16 protein-coding genes are annotated in these 22,351 nt (G+C 70.9%); 8 read left to right on the forward strand and 8 right to left on the reverse strand.

The annotated features are described in order from the left end of the window. The first annotated feature begins 76 nt into the window (after positions 1-76). Both AB0K92_RS21065 and AB0K92_RS21070 read left to right on the forward strand, forming a co-directional pair. Positions 77-1,171, forward strand: a complete 1,095-nt coding sequence (locus AB0K92_RS21065) for a hypothetical protein (protein ID WP_365924952.1) — start codon at positions 77-79, stop codon at positions 1,169-1,171. Positions 1,172-1,211: 40 nt separating this feature from the next. Continuing rightward, positions 1,212-1,763 carry a hypothetical protein gene (locus AB0K92_RS21070; RefSeq protein WP_365924954.1) on the forward strand — a complete coding sequence of 184 codons (552 nt, stop codon included), beginning with the start codon at positions 1,212-1,214 and terminating at the stop codon, positions 1,761-1,763. Between the two features lie 51 nt (positions 1,764-1,814). Here the strand turns inward: AB0K92_RS21070 and AB0K92_RS21075 are convergent, their stop codons facing one another. Both AB0K92_RS21075 and AB0K92_RS21080 read right to left on the reverse strand, forming a co-directional pair. Further along, complete coding sequence (locus AB0K92_RS21075) at positions 1,815-3,344, reverse strand: RICIN domain-containing protein (RefSeq protein WP_365924956.1); 1,530 nt, start codon at positions 3,342-3,344, stop codon at positions 1,815-1,817. 742 nt (positions 3,345-4,086) lie between these two features. Continuing rightward, positions 4,087-4,635 carry a putative immunity protein gene (locus AB0K92_RS21080; protein WP_365924957.1) on the reverse strand — a complete coding sequence of 183 codons (549 nt, stop codon included), beginning with the start codon at positions 4,633-4,635 and terminating at the stop codon, positions 4,087-4,089. 319 nt (positions 4,636-4,954) lie between these two features. Here AB0K92_RS21080 and AB0K92_RS21085 point away from each other — a divergent pair, with 319 nt between their 5' ends. The 5 genes from AB0K92_RS21085 (at position 4,955) to AB0K92_RS21105 (ending at position 14,704) form a co-directional block, all read left to right on the forward strand. Continuing rightward, positions 4,955-7,456 carry a glycoside hydrolase family 9 protein gene (locus AB0K92_RS21085; protein ID WP_365924959.1) on the forward strand — a complete coding sequence of 834 codons (2,502 nt, stop codon included), beginning with the start codon at positions 4,955-4,957 and terminating at the stop codon, positions 7,454-7,456. A 284-nt stretch (positions 7,457-7,740) separates the two neighbouring features. Then, positions 7,741-8,874: a cellulose binding domain-containing protein gene (locus AB0K92_RS21090; protein WP_365924961.1), complete on the forward strand. Its 1,134-nt coding sequence runs from the start codon at positions 7,741-7,743 to the stop codon at positions 8,872-8,874. Between the two features lie 107 nt (positions 8,875-8,981). Continuing rightward, a complete protein-coding gene (locus AB0K92_RS21095; protein ID WP_365924964.1) occupies positions 8,982-11,231 on the forward strand; it encodes a glycoside hydrolase family 3 N-terminal domain-containing protein in 2,250 nt (749 codons plus the stop codon). 83 nt (positions 11,232-11,314) lie between these two features. Then, positions 11,315-13,540: a glycoside hydrolase family 6 protein gene (locus AB0K92_RS21100; protein ID WP_365924966.1), complete on the forward strand. Its 2,226-nt coding sequence runs from the start codon at positions 11,315-11,317 to the stop codon at positions 13,538-13,540. Positions 13,541-13,597: 57 nt separating this feature from the next. Beyond that, positions 13,598-14,704 (forward strand): lytic polysaccharide monooxygenase, encoded by a 1,107-nt coding sequence (locus tag AB0K92_RS21105; RefSeq protein WP_365924968.1) that lies wholly within the window; start codon positions 13,598-13,600, stop codon positions 14,702-14,704. A 111-nt stretch (positions 14,705-14,815) separates the two neighbouring features. Here AB0K92_RS21105 and AB0K92_RS21110 read toward each other — a convergent pair whose 3' ends face one another. After that, on the reverse strand, positions 14,816-15,493 hold the full coding sequence (locus AB0K92_RS21110) for a hypothetical protein (RefSeq protein ID WP_365924971.1): 678 nt from the start codon (positions 15,491-15,493) through the stop codon (positions 14,816-14,818). A 216-nt stretch (positions 15,494-15,709) separates the two neighbouring features. On the opposite strand from AB0K92_RS21110, the gene gcl reads away from it, so the two are divergent. Then, positions 15,710-17,494, forward strand: a complete 1,785-nt coding sequence (gene gcl / locus AB0K92_RS21115) for a glyoxylate carboligase (protein ID WP_365924973.1) — start codon at positions 15,710-15,712, stop codon at positions 17,492-17,494. A gap of 37 nt (positions 17,495-17,531) precedes the next feature. Here gcl and AB0K92_RS21120 read toward each other — a convergent pair whose 3' ends face one another. The 5 genes from AB0K92_RS21120 to AB0K92_RS21140 all read right to left on the reverse strand — a co-directional run bounded on the left by AB0K92_RS21120 (position 17,532) and on the right by AB0K92_RS21140 (position 22,251). Then, positions 17,532-18,134, reverse strand: coding sequence for a TIGR04222 domain-containing membrane protein (locus AB0K92_RS21120; protein WP_365924975.1), 603 nt, complete (start codon positions 18,132-18,134; stop codon positions 17,532-17,534). A 158-nt stretch (positions 18,135-18,292) separates the two neighbouring features. Continuing rightward, a complete protein-coding gene (locus AB0K92_RS21125) occupies positions 18,293-18,529 on the reverse strand; it encodes a hypothetical protein (RefSeq protein ID WP_365924977.1) in 237 nt (78 codons plus the stop codon). Between the two features lie 294 nt (positions 18,530-18,823). Continuing rightward, positions 18,824-20,281: a catalase gene (locus AB0K92_RS21130; protein WP_365924979.1), complete on the reverse strand. Its 1,458-nt coding sequence runs from the start codon at positions 20,279-20,281 to the stop codon at positions 18,824-18,826. A gap of 185 nt (positions 20,282-20,466) precedes the next feature. After that, positions 20,467-21,384 (reverse strand): 2-hydroxy-3-oxopropionate reductase, encoded by a 918-nt coding sequence (locus tag AB0K92_RS21135; RefSeq protein WP_365924981.1) that lies wholly within the window; start codon positions 21,382-21,384, stop codon positions 20,467-20,469. 27 nt (positions 21,385-21,411) lie between these two features. Beyond that, the gene (locus AB0K92_RS21140) at positions 21,412-22,251 is read right to left on the reverse strand and encodes a TIM barrel protein (RefSeq protein ID WP_365924983.1); all 840 of its coding nucleotides are present in this window, start codon (positions 22,249-22,251) and stop codon (positions 21,412-21,414) included. Positions 22,252-22,351 lie beyond the last annotated feature (100 nt).

The raw sequence follows: 22,351 nt of genomic DNA on the forward strand, positions 1-22,351 counted from the left end.
GAATTTCGGGAAGCGCACAGCTGCCTGTTTTGCCTTCCGTCAAGCGCGTTTCGGACAGATCAGCCGAGGACGGGGAATGCCTTCCACCGCGTACAACCTGGAACGGTTCAAGCGCCATCCACTGACGAAGACGAACCTGCGGGAGCTGAGCATCGACCTGCAGGCCATTCTGAACCACCCCAACCTGGTCCACACCGACAACAACGGCGTGCGGCACAAGCCCGTCGGCGTCTCCATCAACAAGGCGAAATCCTCAAACGCCTTCCCGGGCTCCGCGTTCGATCTGGGCTGGCTCGCCTATATGAACCTCGGGGAGCCGCTGATCGAGGAGCGGGGCGACATCACTCCGCCCCCGCCCGACACGTTCTCCTCTCGCGCCTACGTCAACCGCAGTCCGACGGACGAGATGACCTTCACGGACTCCGTCGAATTCACCGTGTCGAACGGGGTGACGTGGTCGCTTCACGGGGATGCCAAGCTCACCTTCGGAGGGAGTATCGGCGCGCAGCTGCAACTGCAACTGCAGAACCAGCTCAAGATGGACCTCCAGGCGCAGTTCGGGACCCAGTTGCGCAACGACATGGCGAACAAGAACGCCAACACGGTCACCAACAAGAACAGCAAGGACAGCGTCGGGGTCGACAACGCCAACGCCACCGAAACCGCCACGACGAACTCCGCGGGGAACTCCACGTCGAACTCCGTGACGGACTCGGTGGCGTTCACGACCCAGGGCAGCGCCACCGGCAACGCCTCGCTCAACGCGCAGCTGGCCCTGGGCCTCGCGGCCACCGTCGGCGGGTCCCTGACGACCAGCTGGACCTCGAAATCGCAGATCTCCGGCAAGGTCCCGAAGGACTCCCGCGTGGAGACCATCGCCACGCAGCGGCGTGCCCACAGGCACTACGAGTACGAGATCCCGGTGACCTTCGCCGGCTACCTGGCGGTGCAGTACGCCGTGCCGGTTCCGGTCCTGTCTCCCCCGCAGCCAGGCACCTTCCCCGGCCTCGCCCAGGTGGTCGCCCGGGACATCGCCGGCATCGGCCTGGCCGGCGGCGGATACCGCATGAAGGGGCGCATGGAGATCGTCTCCGCCCTGGACGTCCACCACACGATGTTCGAAGCCGAGAGCCTGACCTTCAGCCAGCGAGCCCTCTACAAGGGGCCTTGACCGGGCGGTGCCACCGCCACGACGACCGGGAGTGACGACCATGGTGTTCGACAACATTTTCGGTTTCGCACAGAACAGCGCGGGGCTCTTCTCGGTGAGGGGCGGCACCGCCGGGCCGCCGCCGGACGCGGATGTCGATTTCGAGGACGCCGAGGAGGGCGCGTACGACGACAAGAGCACGAGCCTGTTCACTGACGCGATCCATGGGGCTTCCTCCCGGGCGAAAGTGGTGCAGGAGCAGTCACCCGAGGCGCGGGTCATCCTGGGCTTCCTCGGCTCCTTCATCCGGACCACGCAGGCGTCGGCCCGTACGCAGTCCGAGTCCCCGCATGCCGGCTCGGTCTCCGACGCGGCATCCGACGGCATGGGGAAGGCGAACGAGAAGGTGAAACAGCAGGGGGAGGAGCACGGCCTGCGGAGGAGCGAGAAACTACAGGCGGACCCGGACAGGGACGCGTACAGCAAGCCCCCCAAGGCCCCGGAGGCCCCCAAGGCCGCAGAGCCCCCCAGGGCGCCTCAGGCGACCACCGAGACCCCGCAGAAGCTGGGGGAAACCCAGACGACCACCGAGAACCCGTCCGGTTCCCAGTAGCACCCGGAACACGAGGGGGCAGGGGTGAACACGCCCCCGCCCCCTCGTGTGTCACACCGGGAGCAGATGCCACTGCCGTTCCGGAAGGTCGCTCTCCGCCCCGTACTGCTTGATCACCGCGCGGGCGTTGGTGTCGACCCCCAGGAGCAGACCGCTGTTGCGGTTCACGATCGTGTACACCGGCGGAGAATCGGACGCCGGAGCCACCGGGGTCAGTCGCCACTGCTGGTGGTGTGCGTCAGCGCCCTCGTAGGCGCGCTGCGCGACCACCGCCCCGTCCGCCTCCTGCGCCCCGACGACCTCCAGGACCTTGCCGCTGCGCACGTTCTCGATCCGGTACAGGACGCCGCCGTCGTCGTAGCCCGCCGCGATCAGCCGCCACCGCTGGTGCTCCCTGGGGGCGGCGATGGTCTGGTGGACCTCCGCTCCGTCCTTGACGGACTCACGCACGACCCCCATCCGCAACCTGCTGCGGACATTCGCCCAGGAGACCACCGTGCCCGTATCGGGCAGCTTGGCCATCTTCTCCGAGCCGACCTTCCGGACCCGGTGGTTGGCGTAGTCGGCGACATAGAGGTTGTCGACGCAGTCCACGGCGAGCCCGTGCGGCGAGTGGGGCGAAGCGGAGGGGCCGTCACTGTCGATCTTCCCGGTGCCCGAGCCGACGACCGTGGTGATCGTCCCATCGGCCGCGACCTTCCGGACCCGGTGGTTGCCGAGGTCGGAGATGTAGAGGGTGCCGGTGCTGTCCAGCGCCATCCCCATCGGGCAGTTCAACGGGGCCGTAGTCGCCTGGACGCCGTCACTGACGTAGGCCGCGGCACCCGTGCCGGCCGCCGTGCTGATCTTCCCGTCGGCCTTCGTGACCTTCCGGACCCGGTGGTTGGCGTACTCGGCGATGTAGAGGTTGCCCGCACTGTCCACCACCACCGCGCTCGGGTGCTTCAGCGGGGCGGCGGTGGCCGTGGCGCCCTCGGCGGCCGAGCCGGCGGCACCCGTGCCGGCCACCGTGCTGATCTTCCCGTCGGCCTTCACGACCTTCCGGACCCGGTGATTGTTGTAGTCGGCGATGTAGACGTTGTCCGCGTCGTCGACCGCCACGTCGAACGGGTGGTTCAGGTGGGCGGCGGTGGGGGAGAGACCGTCGCCGCCGTAGGTCGCGGCGCCTGTGCCGGCGAACGTATGGATCTTTCCGTCGGCCATCGTGATCTTCCGGATGCGGTTGTTGCCGGCATCGGCGATGTAGAGGTCGCCCGCGCTGTCCACGGCCATTCCGCGCGGGTAGTTCAGCGGGGCCGAGACGGCGGGCACACCCTCTGCCCCGCGTCCCGCGACCCCCGTCCCCGCGACCAGGCTGATGCTGCCGTCAGTCGTGATCTTCCTGACCCGATGGCCGGCGTACTCGGAGATGTAGATGGTTCCGTCGCGGCCCACCACGACCCCGTACGGCCCGTTCAACGGGGCTGCGACAGCTCGCTCTTTCTCCCCTTTGGGCTGGCCCGCGACCCCGGTCCCCGCGATCGTGCTGAGCTGACGATCGACGTGCTCGCCCCCTGTGGCTCCCGCCTGGGCAGTGCTCATGATCACCCCTTCACCGTTCATCCAGTCCGCCGGCTTTGATGGTGACGCCGACAGCGGACAATCGGGGACGAACGGCGGGATGTCGGATCACGTGATCGTCTGGAAAGGGAGTGTTTGCCCACTTGCGGCCATGCGCCGCCTCCGGACATGAGGCGAACCTGTCGTCGGCTTGCGACCGAAAGTTCGCTCACCCTCACGAGGTAATGACGAGCGTGACATTGACGAGGTTGGGGTCCGTCGGGACGGCGCCGGTTCGACGCCGTCCCGCGCGTGCTCGTCCGGACCGCACGACCGTCCGGAACGGCCGCGTCGGCGTCGGCAGTTCGAGGGCCTCAGCGTGAGCGGGCTGCCGCACCGGAGAGCGCGGAGCGGTCACCCTCCCCGTCGGCGGCCTCCTGCGCCCGTCCCTGCGGGTGAGGGCGCCGACGCCGCGCAGGCGCCCGCGAGCAGGGCGATGACGGCGGCCTTCGTGTGTCCCGGGTCTCATCGATTGTTGCTCCAACCAGCGGTGCAGCGCGGGCCGAACGTACCGCCAGGGTTTACGACGCTGTACCGGCTTCCACCACGCCTCGTGCGACGCCTCGGCCGCTTCCCTGTACGGCGCGACCCAGACCCACCGGCCGACTCCGCCGGTGCGCGCAAGGCGTGCTGGCTGAGGGCACCGCGTCGCGCGCTCGCCGTCCATGACGGTGGGCACCGGCCGGGCGGGAGCGTCGAACCGGATGCGCAGGGCCGCTGAAAGTCATTCAGGGAGGTCGAGTGAACGAAGCTCGGCGTCCAGCATGCGCATCAATTCACCGACCCGCCCGCCGCCCCCTGGTGCCGCCGGGAAGCGTTTGAGCACCTCCACGACGACCGGTGTCGCACGACGCACCGCTCGCCCGACGTGCTCGGCGGCGACGTCCGGATCGTGGCCGGCGACCAGTTCGGCTGCTGCGGCCGCGTGGGCGCCGGCTCCGAGAATGTGCTTGACCTGGGTGGCCTTGGCCAGCGGATGCAGGTAGGCGGCGCCCGCCGCGGACATCGCTGCCCGAGCCGCCTCGCGGGCGGCCGCGGTGTCCGCACTCTTGGCTGCCCTGAGGGCCGCCCACGCCGTGTCGCGCAGAGCCTTCCCCCGTTCACCGCCACGGGCGAACTCCCACGCGGCACCGACGGCGTCCCGAGGCCGCGAGTCGTCGGGCCGATCGGCCTCGAACACCTCCAGCACCACTTCGGCGCACGCCGCAGCGAACGCGGTGACCTCACGAAGGTCTCGCTTGCTCAGCGCGATCTCGCTCTCGTCCCCTGCCATGAGCCCATCCTCGCCCATTGACGGCCCACACCTCCCCGGTCACCAACTCGGGCCCGCCGCGGAGGCGTTGCGCTCCCATCCGTCCCCTTCTCTTGACACCGCTCCCCCCTGCTGGCTTCATGGCCAGCACGTGGGAGCGCTCCCAAGGTCATGGGCTCCCGGCGTCTGTTCCCGCCTCGCCTCCCCGCGGACGCGAGCCGGCGCCGGGCTTCCACCACGCCTCGCGCAGCCCTCGCGCGACGCCCCGAGGGCCGCTTCCCCGGTACGGCACGACCCAGATCCATCCTCCCGCGCACCCCCGTACGGAAAGGACGATCCGTTGCGCCCGCACCCACTCACCCTGTTCGGCCGCCGCAGACGCCCCGGCACCACCGGCCCCGCCACCACCGGCCCCGGCACCACCAGCGGCACCAAGGACGCCACCGGCACCACCGGAGCCAGCGCCACCAGCCGAGCCACCGGCGCCACCGGCACCACCTCCACCACCGGCCCCGCCACCCCCCTCGCCCTCGCCGCCGCCCTCACCGCCGGGCTGCTGCTGCCGCTCGCCGCCGCCGGCCCCTCCGCCGCCGCGCCCGCGTTCAACTACGGCGAGGCCCTGCAGAAGTCCCTGCTGTTCTACGAGGCCCAGCAGTCCGGAAAGATCCCGGACTGGAACCGGGTCGGCTGGCGCGGTGACTCCGCGCTGGGCGACGGCAAGGACGTCGGCCTCGATCTGACCGGCGGGTGGTACGACGCCGGGGACCACGTGAAGTTCGGCCTGCCGATGGCGTATTCGGCGACCGTGCTCGCGTGGGGCGGCCTGGAGGAGCGCGCCGCCTACACCGATGCCGGCCAGTGGGGCCATCTGAAGAACAACCTCCGGTTCGTCAACGACTACTTCGTCAAGGCCCACCCCTCGCCCAACGTGCTCTACGGGCAGGTCGGGCACGGCGGCAAGGACCACGCCTGGTGGGGGCCCGCCGAGGTGATGCCCATGGAGCGGCCCGCGTTCAAGGTCGACGCCTCCTGCCCGGGCTCCGACCTCGCCGGGCAGACCGCCGCCGCCATGGCGGCCTCCTCGATGGTCTTCAAGGACAGCGACGCCGCCTACGCCGACAAACTGCTCACCCACGCCAAGCAGCTCTACTCCTTCGCCGACACCTACCGCGGCAAGTACAGCGACTGCATCACCGACGCCCAGAGCTACTACAACTCCTGGAGCGGGTACCGCGACGAGCTGGTGTGGGGAGCGATCTGGCTGTACAAGGCCACCGGCGATCCCGCCTACCTCGCCAAGGCCGAGAGCTACTACGACAACCTCTCCACCGAACCCCAGACCTCCACCCGCTCCTACCGCTGGACCCTCTCCTGGGACGACAGCTCCTACGGCGCCTACGTCCTGCTCGCCCAGCTCACCGGCAAGCAGAAGTACATCGACGACGCCAACCGCTGGCTGGACTGGTGGACCGTCGGCGTGAACGGCAGCCGGGTGCGCTACTCGCCCGGCGGGCAGGCCGTCCTCGACAGCTGGGGCTCCCTGCGCTACGCCGCCAACACCGCGTTCGCCGCGCTCGTCTACTCCGACTGGCTCACCGGCGACCCCACCCGCAAGGCCCGCTACCACGACTTCGCCGTCCGGCAGATCGACTACGCCCTCGGTGACAATCCGCGCAAGGCCAGTTACGTCGTCGGGTTCGGGGCCAATCCGCCGACCAAGCCCCATCACCGTACGGCGCACGGGTCCTGGTCCGACCAGATCACCCATCCCGCCGACAGCCGGCACGTGCTGTACGGCGCCCTCGTCGGCGGGCCCAGCGCGGCCGACGACGCCTACACCGACGACCGGCAGAACTACGTCAACAACGAGGTGGCCACCGACTACAACGCCGCCTTCACCGGGGCGCTCGCCCGTCTCCACGCCGAGTACGGCGGCGCCCCGCTGAGCGACTTCCCCAAGCCCGAGACGCCCGACGGCCCGGAGATGTCCGTGCAGGCCTCCGTGAACGCCTCCGGCGCCAACTTCACCGAGATCAAGGCCTATCTCGTCAACAAGTCCGCCTGGCCCGCCCGCGCGCTCACCGACAGCTCCGTGCGCTACTACTTCACCCTGGAGCCGGGCGTCCAGCCGAGCCAGATCAGCGTCACCACCAACTACAACCAGTGCGGACCGGCCTCCGGGCCCACCCGCCACGCGGGCGACGTCTACTACGTCACGGTGGACTGCTCCGGCACCGTCATCGCCCCGGCCGGCCAGTCCGCGTACCGCAAGGAGGTGCAGTTCCGGATCAGTTCCTCCGGCGCCTGGAGCCCCGGCAACGACTGGTCGTACCAGCGGATCGCCACCACCCCGGGCAGCACCCCGGTGGACGCCCCGAACATCGTCCTGCTGGAGGGCGCCCAGCGGCAGTGGGGCACCCCGCCGGCCTCGGACGGAAGCACCCCCGATCCGGAACCGACCCCGACCCCCACCCCCACGCCGACCCCGACTCCCACGCCCACCCCGACCCCCACTCCCACGCCCGCCGAAGGCTGCGCCGTCACGTACACCGTCGGCTCCTCCTGGAACGGCGGATTCACCGCCGAGGTGCGGGTGCGCAACACCGGGACGACGGCCGTGAACGGCTGGAAGCTCGGCTTCTCCTTCAAGGGCGCCGAGAAGGTCACCAACGCCTGGAACGCCACGCTCACCCAGTCCGGAGCCGACGTCACCGCCTCCAACGCCGGGCACAACGCCGCCCTGCCCGCGGGCGGTACGGCGAGCTTCGGCTTCCAGGCGAGCGGGGCACCGGCGGGCACGCCCACCGGGTTCACGCTCAACGGCCGTACCTGCGACGGCTGATGTCCCGACCGCTCCCGCAACTTTTCGGGAGCGCTCCCAATTCCCTTGTCCGGCTTACCCGTTGATCGGGTGAGCCGGACCCACCCCGCTGACCTGCGACTTCGAAATCCATTCGACGGATTCGTGTTCACAGGGTTGTCAGGGACATGGGCTGACTCCTACAGTCGCGACCGAAACCGGTGGGGTGGGAGCGCTCCCATCAGTGGGGAGATGGGAGCGCTCCCGACACCCGAACCCGCACAGCACCCCTGTCGTCATCCGGTTCCCTCGGAGGAAGGCCCCGCATGCGATCGTCACCGCTCCGCCTCCGCACCGCCCGCGCCCTGTTCGGCGCGCTCCTCACCGCTCTGACCACCCTCGCGGCCCTGCTCGCCGGCAGCGCGCCCGCCCAGGCGGACACGCTGATCTGCGAGCAGTACGGCTCGACCGTGATCCAGGGCCGCTACGTCGTCCAGAACAACCGCTGGGGCACCAGCGCCACCCAGTGCGTCACCGCGACCGACACCGGCTTCCGGCTCACCCAGGCCGACGGTTCGGTGCCGACCAACGGCGCCCCCAAGTCGTACCCGTCGATCTTCAACGGCTGCCACTACACGAACTGTTCGCCGGGGACCAACCTCCCCGCGCAGATCAGCTCCATCTCCAGCGCGCCGAGCAGCATCTCGTACGGCTACGTCTCCAACGCCGTCTACAACGCCTCGTACGACATCTGGCTGGACCCGACGCCCCGCACCGACGGCGTCAACCGGACCGAGATCATGATCTGGTTCAACCGGGTCGGATCGATCCAGCCGATCGGCTCCCGCGTCGCCACCGCCACCGTCGGCGGGCGCAGCTGGGAGGTGTGGACCGGCAGCAACGGGTCCAACGACGTGATCTCCTTCGTCGCGCCGTCCGCGATCAGCAGCTGGAGCTTCGACGTCATGGACTTCGTCGACCAGGCCGTCGCCCGGGGCCTGGCGCAGAACAACTGGTACCTGACGAGCGTTCAGGCCGGGTTCGAGCCGTGGCAGAACGGCGCCGGGCTCGCGGTGAACTCCTTCTCCTCCGCCGTGAATCTCGGCGGCGGCGGCGGCCCCGGTGACCCGGGCGACCCGGCGGCGAGCTGCCAGGTGGCGTACGACACCAACGTCTGGCAGGGCGGCTTCACCGCCAACGTGACCGTGAAGAACACCGGCACCACCGCCGTCGACAACTGGAAGCTGGGCTTCACACTGCCGTCGGGCCAGCGGGTCACCAGCGCCTGGAACGCGACCCTGTCCGGGTCGACGGGCGCCGTGACGGCGACCCCCGTCGCGCACAACGCGCGGCTCGCGGCGGGTGCCAGCCAGACCTTCGGGTTCCAGGGCACCTACAGCGGTACCTTCGCCGAGCCGTCCGCCTTCACCCTGAACGGCGCCACCTGTTCCGTCGCCTGACCGGCGGCACACCGACCCGCTCCGGGCTCCGCCCTGCGCCGACAGGGCGGACCCCGGAGCGTTCCACCCCGCCCCTCCGGCCCGCACCCGGAAAGGCCAGCCCCGTCATGACCCCGCACCCGCCCGCACCCCCTTCCCGCTCCGCCGGCCCGGCGCGCCCCGGCCGCCTCGCGCGCCGCCCCGCCCTCGTCGCCGCGCTGTGCGCCGCCGCACTCGCCGTGACCGGGCTGACCGCCGCCGCCCCGCCCGAGCGGGACGCCGGCTCCGCCGCCGCCCTGCCGTACCAGGACCCGTCGCTGCCCGTGCCACAGCGGGTGGACGACCTGCTGGGCCGAATGACGCTGGACGACAAGCTCGGCCAGATGACCCAGATCGAGAAGGACGCCCTCGTCCCGCAGTCCGACCTCGCCACCTACCGCATCGGCTCGGTGCTCTCCGGCGGCGACTCCACGGTCAGCCCCAACAACGCGCAGACCTGGGCCGACACCTACGACTCCCTCCAGCGCACCGCCCTGACCACGCCGCTGTCCATCCCGATGATCTACGGCATCGACGCGGTGCACGGCCACAACGCGGTGCGGGGCGCCACGATCTTCCCGCACAACATCGGCCTCGGCGCCACCCGCGATCCCGCGCTCGTGCAGCGGATCGGGCGGGCGGTCGCCGAGGAGGTGGCCGGCACCGGCATCGACTGGTCGTTCGCGCCCTGTCTGTGCGTGGCCCGCAACGACCGCTGGGGCCGCACCTACGAGTCGTTCGGCGAGACACCCGAACTGCCCACCGCCATGACGTCGTTCATCACCGGTCTCCAGGGCACCACCCTGGGCGGCGACCCGGCCTCCGTGCTCGCCACCGCCAAGCACTACCTCGGCGACGGCGGCACCACCGGCGGCGTCGACCAGGGCAACACCCAGCTCACCGAGGCCGAGCTGCGCGCGATCCACCTGCCGCCGTTCAAGGAGGCGGTCAAGCGCGGCGTGGGCTCGGTGATGCTCTCCTACAGCAGCTGGAACGGGGTGCGCTCGCACGCCCACAAGTACCTGGTCACCGACGTCCTCAAGGGCGAGCTGGGCTTCACCGGCTTCGTCGTCTCCGACTGGGCCGCCGTCGACCAGCTCGACGGGCAGAGCGGGTTCACCGGCGCCGAGATCGCCACCGCCGTCAACGCGGGCGTCGACATGGTGATGGTCCCGCACGACTACAAGAAGTTCCTGAGCCTGCTGCGCGGCGAGGTCACCGCGGGCCGGATCCCCCAGGCCCGGATCGACGACGCCAACCGGCGCATCCTGACCAAGAAGTTCCAACTTGGCCTGTTCGAGCGTCCGTTGACCGACCGCTCGTACACCTCCACGGTCGGCTCGGCCGCCCACCGCACCCTCGCCCGGCAAGCGGTGCGCGCCTCGCAGACGCTGCTGAAGAACGACGGCGACATCCTGCCGCTGCCGAAGACGGGCAAGCTGTTCGTCGCCGGGAAGTCCGCCGACGACATCGGCAACCAGAGCGGCGGCTGGACCCTGGGCTGGCAGGGCCGCAGCGGCCCCGTCACCGAGGGCACCACCGTCCTGCAGGGCATCCGCTCCGCGGTCACCGACCCGTCCAGGGTCACCTACGACCGCTACGGCAACGGCATCGACGGCAGCTACACGGCCGCCGTGGCCGTCGTCGGGGAGACCCCGTACGCGGAGATGCGCGGCGACCGGCCCGACGGCATGGGCCTCGACCAGGAGGACCTGCAGACCCTGGCCCGGCTGAAGGCGAGCGGGGTGCCCGTCGTGGTGGTGCTGGTCTCCGGCCGCCCGCTGGACATCGCGGCCCAACTGCCCGACTGGAAGGCCCTGCTGGCGGCCTGGCTGCCCGGCACCGAGGGCGGCGGCGTGGCGGACGTGCTCTTCGGCGACCACGCGCCCACCGGCAAGCTGCCCATGACCTGGATGCGCAGCGCCTCCCAGCAGCCCATCAACGACGGCGACGGCAAGAGCCCGCTCTTCCCCTACGGGCACGGCCTGACCTACGGCACGAACCCCGACCCCGATCCGGAGCCCGACCCCGACCCGACCCCGGCCAAGGCCTGCACCGCCACCCACAAGCTGGTCAACTCCTGGCCCGGCGGCCACCAGGCGGAGGTCACCGTCAAGAACACCGGCACCGGCCCGATCACGGGCTGGACGGTCGACTGGGACCTGGCCGGCGCCACCGTCAGCAGCCTCTGGAACGGCACGCACACGGTCGCGAACGGCCGGATCACGGTCCGCAACACCGGCTCCAACGGCACCCTCGCCGCCGGCGCCACCACCTCGTTCGGCTACACGGCGAGCGGCACCGCGGGCACCCCCGTCCCGCGCTGCACACCCGCCTGAACCGGACCCACGGTTCTCCCCACCGGCCGATCCCGCGGACGTCCCCACACCGTCGCCCGCACCCCCGCATTCGAGGAGAGCACATGACAGACCGGACCAGGCGCAGGGGCGACCGCCCGCGCCGACCGCACCGCAAGCGGGCGGCGGCGCTGGCCACCGCGCTGAGCACCCTGCTGCTGGGGGCCGCGGCCCAGATCTCCGCGCCCCAGGCGTCCGCCGCCGAGGCACACGTCGACAACCCGTTCGCCGGCGCCTCGTTCTACGTCAACCCGGACTACGCCCGCCTCGTCGACGGGTCCATCGCCAAGACCACCGACGCCACGCTCAAGGCCAAGATGGAGAAGGTCAAGAGCTATCCGACGGCCGTCTGGCTGGACCGGATCGCCGCCATCCACGGCGGCGACGCCAACGCGGGCCGCAAGAGCCTCGCCGACCACCTCGACCTGGCGCTCGCGCAGAAGAAGCCCGGCCAGCCGCTCGTCGCCACCTTCGTCGTGTACGACCTGCCGGGCCGCGACTGCGCCGCGCTCGCCTCCAACGGTGAACTTCCCCTCACCGCCGCGGGGCTGGCGCGCTACAAGAGCGAGTACATCGACGAGATCGCCAAGGTCTTCGCCGACCCGAAGTACCAGGACATCCGCATCACCACGGTCATCGAGCCGGACGGTCTGCCCAACCTGGTCACCAACCTCTCCGACCCCGAGTGCGCCCAGGCCAAGAGCAGCGGCATCCAGGTCGACGCCATCCGGTACGCCCTGAACAAGCTGCACGCCATCCCGAACGTGTACACCTACATGGACTTCGCCCACTCGGGCTGGCTCGGCTGGGACACCAACCTCTCCCAGACCACCCAGCTGTACACGGACGTCGTCAAGGGAACCACGGACGGCCTGCGCAGCGTGGACGGGCTGATCACCAACGTCTCCAACTACACGCCGCTCACCGAGCCGTTCCTGCCCGACCCGAACAAGACGGTCGGCGGCAACCAGATCCGGTCCGGCAAGTACTACGAGTGGAACCCGAACTTCGACGAGTCGGACTTCACCAAGGCGGTGCACGCCGCGCTGGTCTCCCAGGGCTGGCCCGCCTCCACCGGCATGGTCGTCGACACCTCCCGCAACGGCTGGGGCGGCGCCGGCCGGCCGACCGCCGAGTCCACCAGCACGGTCCTCGACACCTACGTCAGCCAGTCCAAGGTGGACCGCCGCGCCCACCGCGGCCTGTGGTGCAACGTGAACGGCGCGGGACTCGGCCAGCCCCCGCAGGCCTCGCCCGCCGGCTACCCGGACTCGCACCTCGACGCGTTCCTGTGGATCAAGCCGCCGGGGGAGTCGGACGGGGCCAGCAAGGACATCCCGAACGACGAGGGCAAGCGTCCGGACCCGATGTGCAACCCGGACTACACGGCGCCCAACGCGGGCGGCAACCCGACCGGCGCGATGCCGGACGCACCGCTCGCCGGCCACTGGTTCCACGACCAGTTCTCGATGCTCGTACGCAACGCCTACCCGGCCGTGCCCACCGACGGCGGCGGTGGACCCGACCCGGTCGACACCACCGCCCCGACCGCCCCGACCAACCTGCGGGCCACCGCCAAGACCGCGTCCAGCGTCTCCCTGGCCTGGACGGCGGCCACCGACAACGTGGGCGTCACCGGCTACGACGTCTACCGCGACGGCACCAGGCTCAGCGCGTCCCCGGTCACCGGGACCACGTTCACCGACACCGGGCTGAGCGCCGCCACGGCGTACAGCTACACCGTGCGCGCCCGGGACGCCGCCGGCAACGTCTCCGCGGCCTCGACCGCGCTGAGCGTCACCACCGAGGCGGGCGGCGGCGGACCCGACCCGGCCGGCGGCCTCAAGGTCACCTACAAGAACAACGACGCCTCGGCCACCGACAACGGCATCCGGCCCGGCCTGCGGATCGCCAACACCGGCAGCGCCTCCGTGGACCTGACCAAGGTCACCGCCCGCTACTACTTCACCCGTGACGGCGGCTCGTCCACCGTGAACGCCTTCTGCGACTACGCGGCCGTCGGCTGCTCCAACCTCTCGCTGCGGGTGGTGCCGCTGAGCACCCCGGTCGCGGGCGCGGACGCCTACCTGGAGGTCGGCTTCAAGAGCGGCACCCTCGCCGCCGGCAAGGACACCGGCGACCTCCAGCTGCGCCTGGCCAAGTCCGACTGGTCCGCGTTCGACGAGGCCGGCGACTACAGCCGTACGACCGCCACCTCCTACGCCGACGCGCCGAAGATCCCCGCCTACCTGAGCGGCGCCCTGGCGTGGGGCACCCCGCCGGCCTCCTGACCGGCCCCGAACCCCCGAGGAGACCCACACAACCCCACCACCATCACAGGAGACACGATGGCGACAAGCAAGAGACGACCACTGTCCTTACTGGCGGTGCTGGCCACCCTGCTCAGCGGGCTCGGCCTGGCATTGATCGGCCAGGGCAGCGCGCAGGCGCACGGTGTGACGATGATGCCCGGATCGCGGACCTACCTCTGCTACCTGGACGCCAAGACCGGCACCGGCGCGCTCGACCCGACGAACCCCGCGTGCAAGGCCGCGCTCGCCGAGAGCGGCGCGACCGCGCTGTACAACTGGTTCGCGGTGCTCGACTCCAACGCGGGCGGACGCGGCGCGGGATACGTCCCGGACGGCAAGATCTGCAGCGCCGGTGACCGTTCCCCGTACAACTTCACCGGCTACAACGCCGCCCGCGCGGACTGGCCCCGGACGCACCTGACCTCCGGGGCGACGATCCGCATCAAGCACAGCAACTGGGCGCACCACCCGGGCAGCTTCCGGGTGTACGTCTCCAAGCCCGGCTACTCGCCCACCAAGCCGCTGGGCTGGAGCGACCTGGAGCTGATCCAGACGGTCACCAACCCGCCGCAGTCGGGTTCGGTGGGCAGCGAGTCCGGTCACTACTACTGGGACCTGAAGCTGCCCTCGGGCCGCTCCGGTGACGCGATCATGTTCATCCAGTGGGTGCGTTCGGACAGCCAGGAGAACTTCTTCTCCTGCTCCGACATCGTCTTCGACGGCGGCAACGGCGAGGTGACCGGCATCCGCGGCTCGGGCAGCACCCCGACCCCGACGCCGACCCCCACGCCGACGCCGACCCCGACCCCGACGCCCACCCCGACCGACCCGCACAGCGGCTGCATGGCCCTCTACAAGGTGACGAACTACTGGGGCGGCGGCTTCCAGGGGTCCGTCGAGGTGATGAACCACAACACCACCGCGCGTGACGGCTGGGCCGTGCGCTGGGAGCCGGGCGCCGGAACCAAGATCACCCAGGTCTGGAACGGCGCGCTGAGCACCGGCTCGGACGGCACGGTGACGGTCAGGAACGTCGACCACAACCGCACCATCCCGCCGGACGGCACGGTGACCTTCGGCTTCACCGCCACCTCGACCGGGAACAACCTGCCGGTCGGCTCGGTCACCTGCGTCAACCCGTAACGCCCGCACGACCGGCGACACTGCGCACCATCCGGTAACGGCGGCGCCGGCTCCCGCACCCGCGGGGGCCGGCGCCGTCGTGTGTGCGCTCGCTCCCGCGGGCCGGGGGCTTCAGGCGGTGAGCGCGTCGGCGTGGTCGTTGACCGGCTGCGGGGTGCCCGTCAGATCGAGCACGAACAGCGGCACCCCCAAGGAGTCGGCGCGGGCGCGCGCCTCGTCGGTGTAGCCGGCGAGGGTGAAGTAGACGCAGGTCGCCGACTCCGTCATCGCGGCCAGCCACAGGCACTCCACGTCCCGGGGCTCCGCCGGGCGCACCGTGGGGTCCACCTGGGCCAGCAGGCCGGACGCGGCGAGCGCGACACCGGACGGCGCGCGCAGCTCCGCGCGGCGCACGTCCCGGTGCCCGAGCCAGCGCAGGTAAAGGGCGGCGGCGGTGACCGCGTCGCGGGCGGTGCGGATGGTGACCGGCTGGAAGGCGGGGCGCGCCGGCTCCGCGGGCGACGCGGGCGCGGCGTCGTCGACGCCCGCCACCGGTATGCGCAGCACCGTGCCGCAGGGGCAGCCCAGCTCGGGACGCGGCCACTGGGCGGGGCGGTCGCAGACGGCGCAGCGCACGGTCACCCACTCCTCGTCCCAGGAGCGCTGGGTGACGGGCGCGGCCGGGGCGCCCGGGTCGAGCGGCGGCGCGACGGGCGCCCCGCACGCGCACGGATAGTGCTGCGCGGCGAACAGATGGGCGCGCCGGCAGACCGGGCAGCGCACCGACACGCTTTCGGACATGCCCCCCATCGTGCTCCGGCGGGCCCCCGCCTGTCCGTCGGTCGGGACGTCTCTTGACGGTTTTCGCCCACCCCCCTACATTGCTTCCAGATAGTAGAAGTTAGTTTCCGCAATACGGAAGACGCGAAGCGCGGAAACGCGAAACACAGCGACCGGACATCCGGAAGGTGCTCACCGCGGGGGCGCGACGGGAGTGCGTATCCGACAGCCGAAGCAGGAGTTCCCATGGCTCGTATGACCGCTGCCCGCGCGGCAGTCGAGATCCTCAAGCGCGAGGGTGTCACCGACGCGTTCGGTGTGCCCGGCGCGGCGATCAACCCCTTCTACGCGGCACTCAAGGCCTCCGGTGGCATCACGCACACCCTCGCCCGCCATGTCGAGGGCGCCTCCCACATGGCGGAGGGCTACACCCGTACGCACCCCGGCAACATCGGCGTGTGCATCGGCACGTCGGGCCCGGCCGGCACCGACATGATCACCGGCCTGTACTCGGCGATCGGTGACTCCGTCCCGATCCTGTGCATCACCGGCCAGGCCCCGACCGCGGTGATCCACAAGGAGGACTTCCAGGCCGTCGACATCGCCTCGATCGCCAAGCCGGTCACCAAGATGGCGGTGACCGTCCTGGAGGCCGCGCAGGTCCCCGGCGTCTTCCAGCAGGCCTTCCACCTGATGCGCTCCGGCCGCCCCGGCCCGGTCCTCATCGACCTGCCGATCGACGTCCAGCTCACCGAGATCGAGTTCGACGTCGACACCTACGAGCCGCTGCCGGTGTACAAGCCCGCCGCGTCCCGCGCCCAGATCGAGAAGGCGATCGGCATGCTCAACGCCGCCGAGCGCCCGCTGATCGTCGCCGGCGGCGGTGTCATCAACGCCGACGCGGCCGACCTGCTCGTCGAGTTCGCCGAACTGACCGGCACCCCGGTCGTGCCCACCCTGATGGGCTGGGGCGTCCTCCCCGACGACCACGAGCTGAACGCCGGCATGGTGGGCCTGCAGACCTCGCACCGCTACGGCAACGCGACCTTCCTGGAGTCCGACTTCGTCCTCGGCATCGGCAACCGCTGGGCCAACCGCCACACCGGCAAGCTCGACGTCTACACCGCCGGCCGCACGTTCGTGCACGTCGACATCGAGCCCACCCAGATCGGCAAGATCTTCGCCCCGGACTACGGCATCGCCTCCGACGCGAAGGCCGCCCTGGAACTGTTCGTCGAGGTCGCCAAGGAGCTGAAGACCGAGGGCGGGCTGCCCGACCGCTCCGCCTGGGCCGCGTCCGCGCAGGAGAAGAAGGCGACCCTGCTGCGCCGCACCCACTTCGACGACATCCCGATCAAGCCGCAGCGCGTCTACGAGGAGATGAACAAGGCCTTCGGCCCGGAGACCCGGTACGTCTCCACCATCGGCCTCTCGCAGATCGCCGGCGCGCAGATGCTGCACGTCTACCGGCCCCGCCACTGGATCAACTGCGGCCAGGCCGGCCCGCTCGGCTGGACCGTCCCGGCCGCGCTCGGCGTCGCCAAGGCCGACCCGGAGGCCCAGGTCGTCGCCCTCTCCGGCGACTACGACTTCCAGTTCATGATCGAGGAACTGGCGGTCGGCGCGCAGCACAAGATCCCGTACGTCCACGTCCTGGTCAACAACTCCTACCTCGGCCTGATCCGTCAAGCGCAGCGGGCCTTCGACATCGACTTCCAGGTCAAGCTGGAGTTCGAGAACATCAACTCGCCCGAGCTGGGCGTGTACGGCGTCGACCACGTCAAGGTCGCCGAGGGCCTGGGCTGCAAGGCGATCCGGGTGACCGACCCGAACGAACTCGGCGCCGCCCTGGAGCAGGCGAAGAAGCTGGCCGCCGAGTACCGGGTGCCGGTCGTCGTCGAGGCGATCCTGGAGCGGGTCACCAACATCTCGATGTCCACGACCAACGACATCGGCAACGTCGTCGAGTTCGAGGAGATCGCGACCGAACCCGGGCACGCCCCGACGTCGATCAAGACGCTGAAGGTGTAGGACCCGCGCGGCACAGGACCCACGCGGCAAGGGCGGCTCATCCGGGGGGTGGGCCGCCCTCCGGCATGCCCGCACCCCCACACGCCCGCCGGCCCGCGCCGGTCAGTCGGAGCCGCCGCCGTCCCACGTCCGTCACCTCGACCCGGGGCAGCAGCCCCGTCCGGTGGGCGAACCGTGGCACGAGGGCCTTCCGGGCGGCCTCGCCGTGCAGGGCGACGGCCGGCAGCTTGTCGTGGTCGGTGAGGCCGTGGCGCCGTACCGGCAGCCGGTGCCGGGCCCGCAGGGCCGCCACCTCGCGCCGGGCGGCCCGCGTGGGGCCGGGGAACGGCCACCGCAGCAGGCCGGCCTCGGCGAGCGGGACACGGACCAGGGCGACGGCCGGCCGTACGTCCGGGTGGCGCACGATCCACCGCGGGCGCAGCGGGCGGTCCAGCAGGGCGCCGTAGAGCAAGTCCTCGAAGGGGGAGGTGAGTTCGGCGGTCGCGGCGTCCCGCGGCACCGCGCGGACGGTGCCGGGCCGGCCGGGTCCCGCCAGGCGCCGCGGAGGGAGCGCCACCAGAGCGACGGTGACGGCGGCGCGCGGGCCGCCGCGCAGCAGCGCGATCTCGTGCGGTGCCGGGGCCGCCGTACCGTCGCTCATGGCTCTCACCCCCGTGCCGGGACCCGCCGCCCCCGTGCCGGCGGGCCCCGTGACAGCACTGTGCCCGCCTCCGGGTGACGGTTACGCCTCCCGGAGACGGGTTCAGAGGTTCATTTGAGGGTGTCGTAGCGGCGGTACGACCGCTGCGGTACGGCTGTTCAGCCGTCGTGGTGCTCCGACAGCCCCGGCCATTCGTCGGGGCCGCCGCCCTGCCATTCGATGAGGTCGCTCTCCGCCACATCGGTGACGTACAGATCGGCCAGCCGCAGGATCTCGCCCACGTCGTCGGCGTGCGTGGCGATGCCCAGCGTCTCGTCGCCCTCGGTGACCCGGCGGGAGCCGTCCAGGGCGGGCGGATGGACCACGACGTGCGGGTGGTGCGATGCGTGTGCCATGCCTTCAGGCTGCTGCGGGCGGGCGCGATCCGCACCCCGGAGCGGGCACGGGAAAGCGCCGGGTGCGGGACCGTCCGCACCCGGCGCCCGTCCGGGATGGAGCTGGGACCGCGGCGGATGCGACGGACCGGGAGCGCCCTTCCCTCAGGTCGAGAAGAGCGCCGCGGTCCTTCACCACCGCACTGGCTCGCACTGCCGCCGCGGTCCGCACCCTGTCCGCGCCCGCCCGGGTCGGGCGGCCACCCCTCATCCGGGCCGTCCGGCGGCCGGGTGCGGTCAGGGAGTCGTGGTGGCTCAGTCCTCGCGCAGGGCGCGGACCGCCTCCTCCACGCGCTTGCCGTACTCCGGGTCGGCGGCGTGGAAGTGGGCCAGGTTCTTCTCGATGACGTCGTCGCGGGAGACCTGGGACAGGCCGCCGGCGATGTTGGCGACGAGCCGCGACTTCTCCTCCTCGCTCATCAGGCGGTACAGCTCGCCCGCCTGGAAGAAGTCGTCGTCCTTGGTGTGCTGCGGGGCCTCGTGGGTGCCGGTGTGGCCGGACACGGCGAGCGGCGCCGACAGCGGGCGGCCGGTCTCGACGGGGCCGTCGTAGGAGTTCGGCTCGTAGTTCTTGGCGTGGCGGCCCTGGTTGTTGAGGGCCATGAAGCCGTCGCGGCCGTAGTTGTGCGCCTCGGTCGCCTTCGGGGCGTTGACCGGGAGCAGGGTGTGGTTGACGCCGAGGCGGTAGCGCTGGGCGTCGGCGTAGGCGAACAGGCGGCCCTGGAGCATCTTGTCCGGGGAGGGGCCGATGCCGGGCACGAAGTTGTTCGGGGAGAACGCGGCCTGCTCGACCTCGGCGAACACGTTGTCCGGGTTGCGGTCCAGCACCAGGCGGCCGACGCGCTGCAGCGGGTAGTCCCTGTGCGGCCACACCTTGGTCAGGTCGAACGGGTTGAAGCGGTAGTCCGCCGCCTCCGCCGCGGGCATGATCTGCACGAAGAGGGTCCAGGACGGGTTCACACCGCGCTCGATCGCCTGGAGCAGGTCCGTCTGGTGGGAGTTGGGGTCCTTGCCCGCGATCTCCTGGGCCTGCTCGGTGGACAGGCAGCGGATGCCCTGGTTCGTCTTGAAGTGGTACTTGACGAAGAAGGCCTCGCCCCGCTCGTTCGTCCACTGGTAGGTGTGCGAGCCGTAGCCGTTCATGTGGCGGTACGACGCCGGGATGCCGCGGTCGCCCATCAGCCAGGTGACCTGGTGGGTGGCCTCGGGGGAGTGGGCCCAGAAGTCCCAGACGTTGTCCGGCTCCTGCTTGCCGGTGAACGGGTCGCGCTTCTGCGAGTGGATGAAGTCCGGGAACTTGATCGGGTCCTTGATGAAGAAGACCGGGGTGTTGTTCCCGACGAGGTCGTAGTTGCCTTCGGCGGTGTAGAACTTCACCGCGAAACCGCGCGGGTCGCGCACCGCGTCGGCGCCGCCCAGCGAGTCGGCCACGGTCGAGAAGCGCACGAACACCTCGGTGCGCTTGCCGATGGTGTCCAGGAAGTCGGCGTGGGTGAAGCCGGTGACGTCGTCGGTCACCTCGAAGTAGCCGTGGGCGCCGGAACCGCGGGCGTGCACGACGCGCTCCGGAATGCGCTCCCGGTTGAAGCGCGCCAGCTTCTCCAGCAGCTGCTGGTCCTGGATCAGGAGAGGGCCGCCGACGCCGGCGGAGGCGGAGTTCTGGTTGTCGGCGACCGGGGCGCCGGACTCGGTGGTGAGCACGCGCTTCGACATCGTGGACCTTCCGTACGAGGGGCAGCGGAAACCCGTTTCCGCTTTGTGGAGCCTAGAAGTGGGCCGATCTGGGCGTCAACAGATTGTTGAAGTGGATTCCGGGCGGCGCCGCCGCCTGGGCGCGACAGGACAGGTGTCAGCGGCGGCGCCGCCCGGGCTCTGGGGGTCGGACGGGGTCCGGTGGGTCAGACCTGGGCGCCCGACAGGCGCTCGACGGCCCGCAGCAGGGCCGAGTGGTCCAGGCCGCCGTCGCCCTGGGCGCGCAGCGAGGCGACCAGCTGGGCGACCACGGCGCCGACCGGCAGCGCGGCGCCGACGTTGCGGGCGGCGTCGGTGACGATGCCCATGTCCTTGTGGTGCAGGTCGATCCGGAAGCCCGGCTTGAAGTCGCGGTTCAGGAAGTTGTCCTTCTTGCGCGTCAGCACGGTCGAGCCCGCGAGGCCGCCGTTGAGGACGTCCAGCGCGGCCTTGAGGTCCACGCCCGACTTCTCCAGGAAGACCACGGCCTCGGCGCAGGCCTGGATGTTCACGGCGACGATCAGCTGGTTGGCGGCCTTCACGGTCTGGCCGGAGCCGTGCGGACCGCACAGCACGATGGTCTTGCCGAGCGCCTCCAGGATCGGCCTGGCCTCGTCGAAGTCGGCCTGCTCGCCGCCGACCATGATGGACAGCACGGCCTCGATGGCGCCGGCCTCACCGCCGGAGACGGGGGCGTCCAGGACACGGATGCCCTTCTCCTTGGCGTTCTTCGCCAGGTCCACCGAGGTCTGCGGGGTGATCGAGGACATGTCGATCAGCAGCGCGCCGGACTTGGCGTTCTCCAGGATGCCGTCGGGGCCGTAGGCGATGGCCTCGACCTGCGGGGAGGCGGGGACCATCGTGATGACCACGTCGGCGTCGCGCACGGCCTCGGCGATCGAACCGGCGGCGGTGCCGCCCGCGGCGGCCAGGCGGTCCAGCTTCTCCTGCTCCAGGGTGTAGCCGGTGACGCTGTAGCCCGCCTTGATCAGGTTCTCGGACATGGGGGAGCCCATGATGCCGAGGCCGATCCAGGCGATCGCCGGGCGGGCCGGCTGGGAGGAAGCGGGGAGGTTGTTGCTCATGAGGGTGCCTCTTTCGGTGCAAGGGGGTCAGCGGGCGGCGCGGGCCTCGGCGGGCAGCCAGTCGAAGGCCTCGGCGCTCGGCCGGTCGCCGGGCTTGTACTCCAGGCCGACCCAGCCGTCGTAACCGGCCTTCCGCAGCTGGTCGAGCAGGTCCTCCAGCGGCAGGGTGCCGGTGCCGGGGGCGCCGCGGCCCGGGTTGTCGGCGATCTGCACGTGCCCGGTCTTCGCGGCGTACCGCTCGATCACCGACGGCAGGTCCTCGCCGTTCATGGACAGGTGGTAGAGGTCCATGAGGAACTTGGCGTTGCCGAGGCCCGTCGCGTCGTTGACCTTGTCGACGATCCCCACCGCGGCCGGGGCGCTCACCAGCGGGTAGAGCGGCGACTCGGGCTGGTTCAGCGCCTCGATCAGCAGGATCGCGCCGATCCGGTCGGCGGCGCGGGCGGCGAGCGTCAGGTTCTCCAGCGCCAGCGCGTCCTGCTCGGCCGGGTCGACACCCTCCACGCGGTTGCCGTAGAGCGCGTTCAGCGCCTTGCAGCCGAGGGAGGCGGCGAAGCCGGCGGCCACGTCGACGTTGGCGCGGAACCTGTCCGACTCCGCACCGGGCACCGACAGGGCGCCGCGGTCGGGGCCGGGGAGCTGCCCGGCGTAGAAGTTGAGGCCGGTGAGCCGCACGCCCGCGTCCTCGATGGCCTTCTTCAGCGCGTCCAGCTCGGACTGCGCGGGGGTGGGGGAGTCGATCCAGGGCCACCAGAGCTCGACCGCGGAGAAGCCGGCCGCGGCGGCGGCCGCGGGGCGCTCCAGGAGCGGGAGTTCCGTGAAGAGGATCGACAGGTTGACGTTGAAGCGCTGGTCTGCGAATCCCATCGGGGCCGCGCTCCCTTCCTGGCTTGCCGGCTTACTGTTCCGCTAGCTATTTCGCATTGCGGAATCTTCTTTCTGCTTAATGGAAGACATGGGGAAGACT

Origin of the sequence: Streptomyces sp. NPDC052687 (assembly GCF_040678395.1) — a bacterium.
GTDB lineage: Bacteria > Actinomycetota > Actinomycetes > Streptomycetales > Streptomycetaceae > Streptomyces.

Bases quoted from the DNA above. Each gene is read 5' to 3' on its own strand.
- AB0K92_RS21100 (WP_365924966.1), top strand. From the start codon at position 11,315: ATGACAGACCGGACCAGGCGCAGGGGCGACCGCCCGCGCCGACCGCAC.
- AB0K92_RS21105 (WP_365924968.1), top strand. From the start codon at position 13,598: ATGGCGACAAGCAAGAGACGACCACTGTCCTTACTGGCGGTGCTGGCC.
- AB0K92_RS21090 (WP_365924961.1), top strand. From the start codon at position 7,741: ATGCGATCGTCACCGCTCCGCCTCCGCACCGCCCGCGCCCTGTTCGGC.
- AB0K92_RS21075 (WP_365924956.1), bottom strand. From the start codon at position 3,344: ATGAGCACTGCCCAGGCGGGAGCCACAGGGGGCGAGCACGTCGATCGT.
- gcl (WP_365924973.1), top strand. From the start codon at position 15,710: ATGGCTCGTATGACCGCTGCCCGCGCGGCAGTCGAGATCCTCAAGCGC.
- AB0K92_RS21120 (WP_365924975.1), bottom strand. From the start codon at position 18,134: ATGAGCGACGGTACGGCGGCCCCGGCACCGCACGAGATCGCGCTGCTG.
- AB0K92_RS21135 (WP_365924981.1), bottom strand. From the start codon at position 21,384: ATGAGCAACAACCTCCCCGCTTCCTCCCAGCCGGCCCGCCCGGCGATC.
- AB0K92_RS21125 (WP_365924977.1), bottom strand. From the start codon at position 18,529: ATGGCACACGCATCGCACCACCCGCACGTCGTGGTCCATCCGCCCGCC.
- AB0K92_RS21095 (WP_365924964.1), top strand. From the start codon at position 8,982: ATGACCCCGCACCCGCCCGCACCCCCTTCCCGCTCCGCCGGCCCGGCG.
- AB0K92_RS21140 (WP_365924983.1), bottom strand. From the start codon at position 22,251: ATGGGATTCGCAGACCAGCGCTTCAACGTCAACCTGTCGATCCTCTTC.
- AB0K92_RS21110 (WP_365924971.1), bottom strand. From the start codon at position 15,493: ATGGGGGGCATGTCCGAAAGCGTGTCGGTGCGCTGCCCGGTCTGCCGG.
- AB0K92_RS21080 (WP_365924957.1), bottom strand. From the start codon at position 4,635: ATGGCAGGGGACGAGAGCGAGATCGCGCTGAGCAAGCGAGACCTTCGT.
- AB0K92_RS21065 (WP_365924952.1), top strand. From the start codon at position 77: ATGCCTTCCACCGCGTACAACCTGGAACGGTTCAAGCGCCATCCACTG.
- AB0K92_RS21070 (WP_365924954.1), top strand. From the start codon at position 1,212: ATGGTGTTCGACAACATTTTCGGTTTCGCACAGAACAGCGCGGGGCTC.
- AB0K92_RS21130 (WP_365924979.1), bottom strand. From the start codon at position 20,281: ATGTCGAAGCGCGTGCTCACCACCGAGTCCGGCGCCCCGGTCGCCGAC.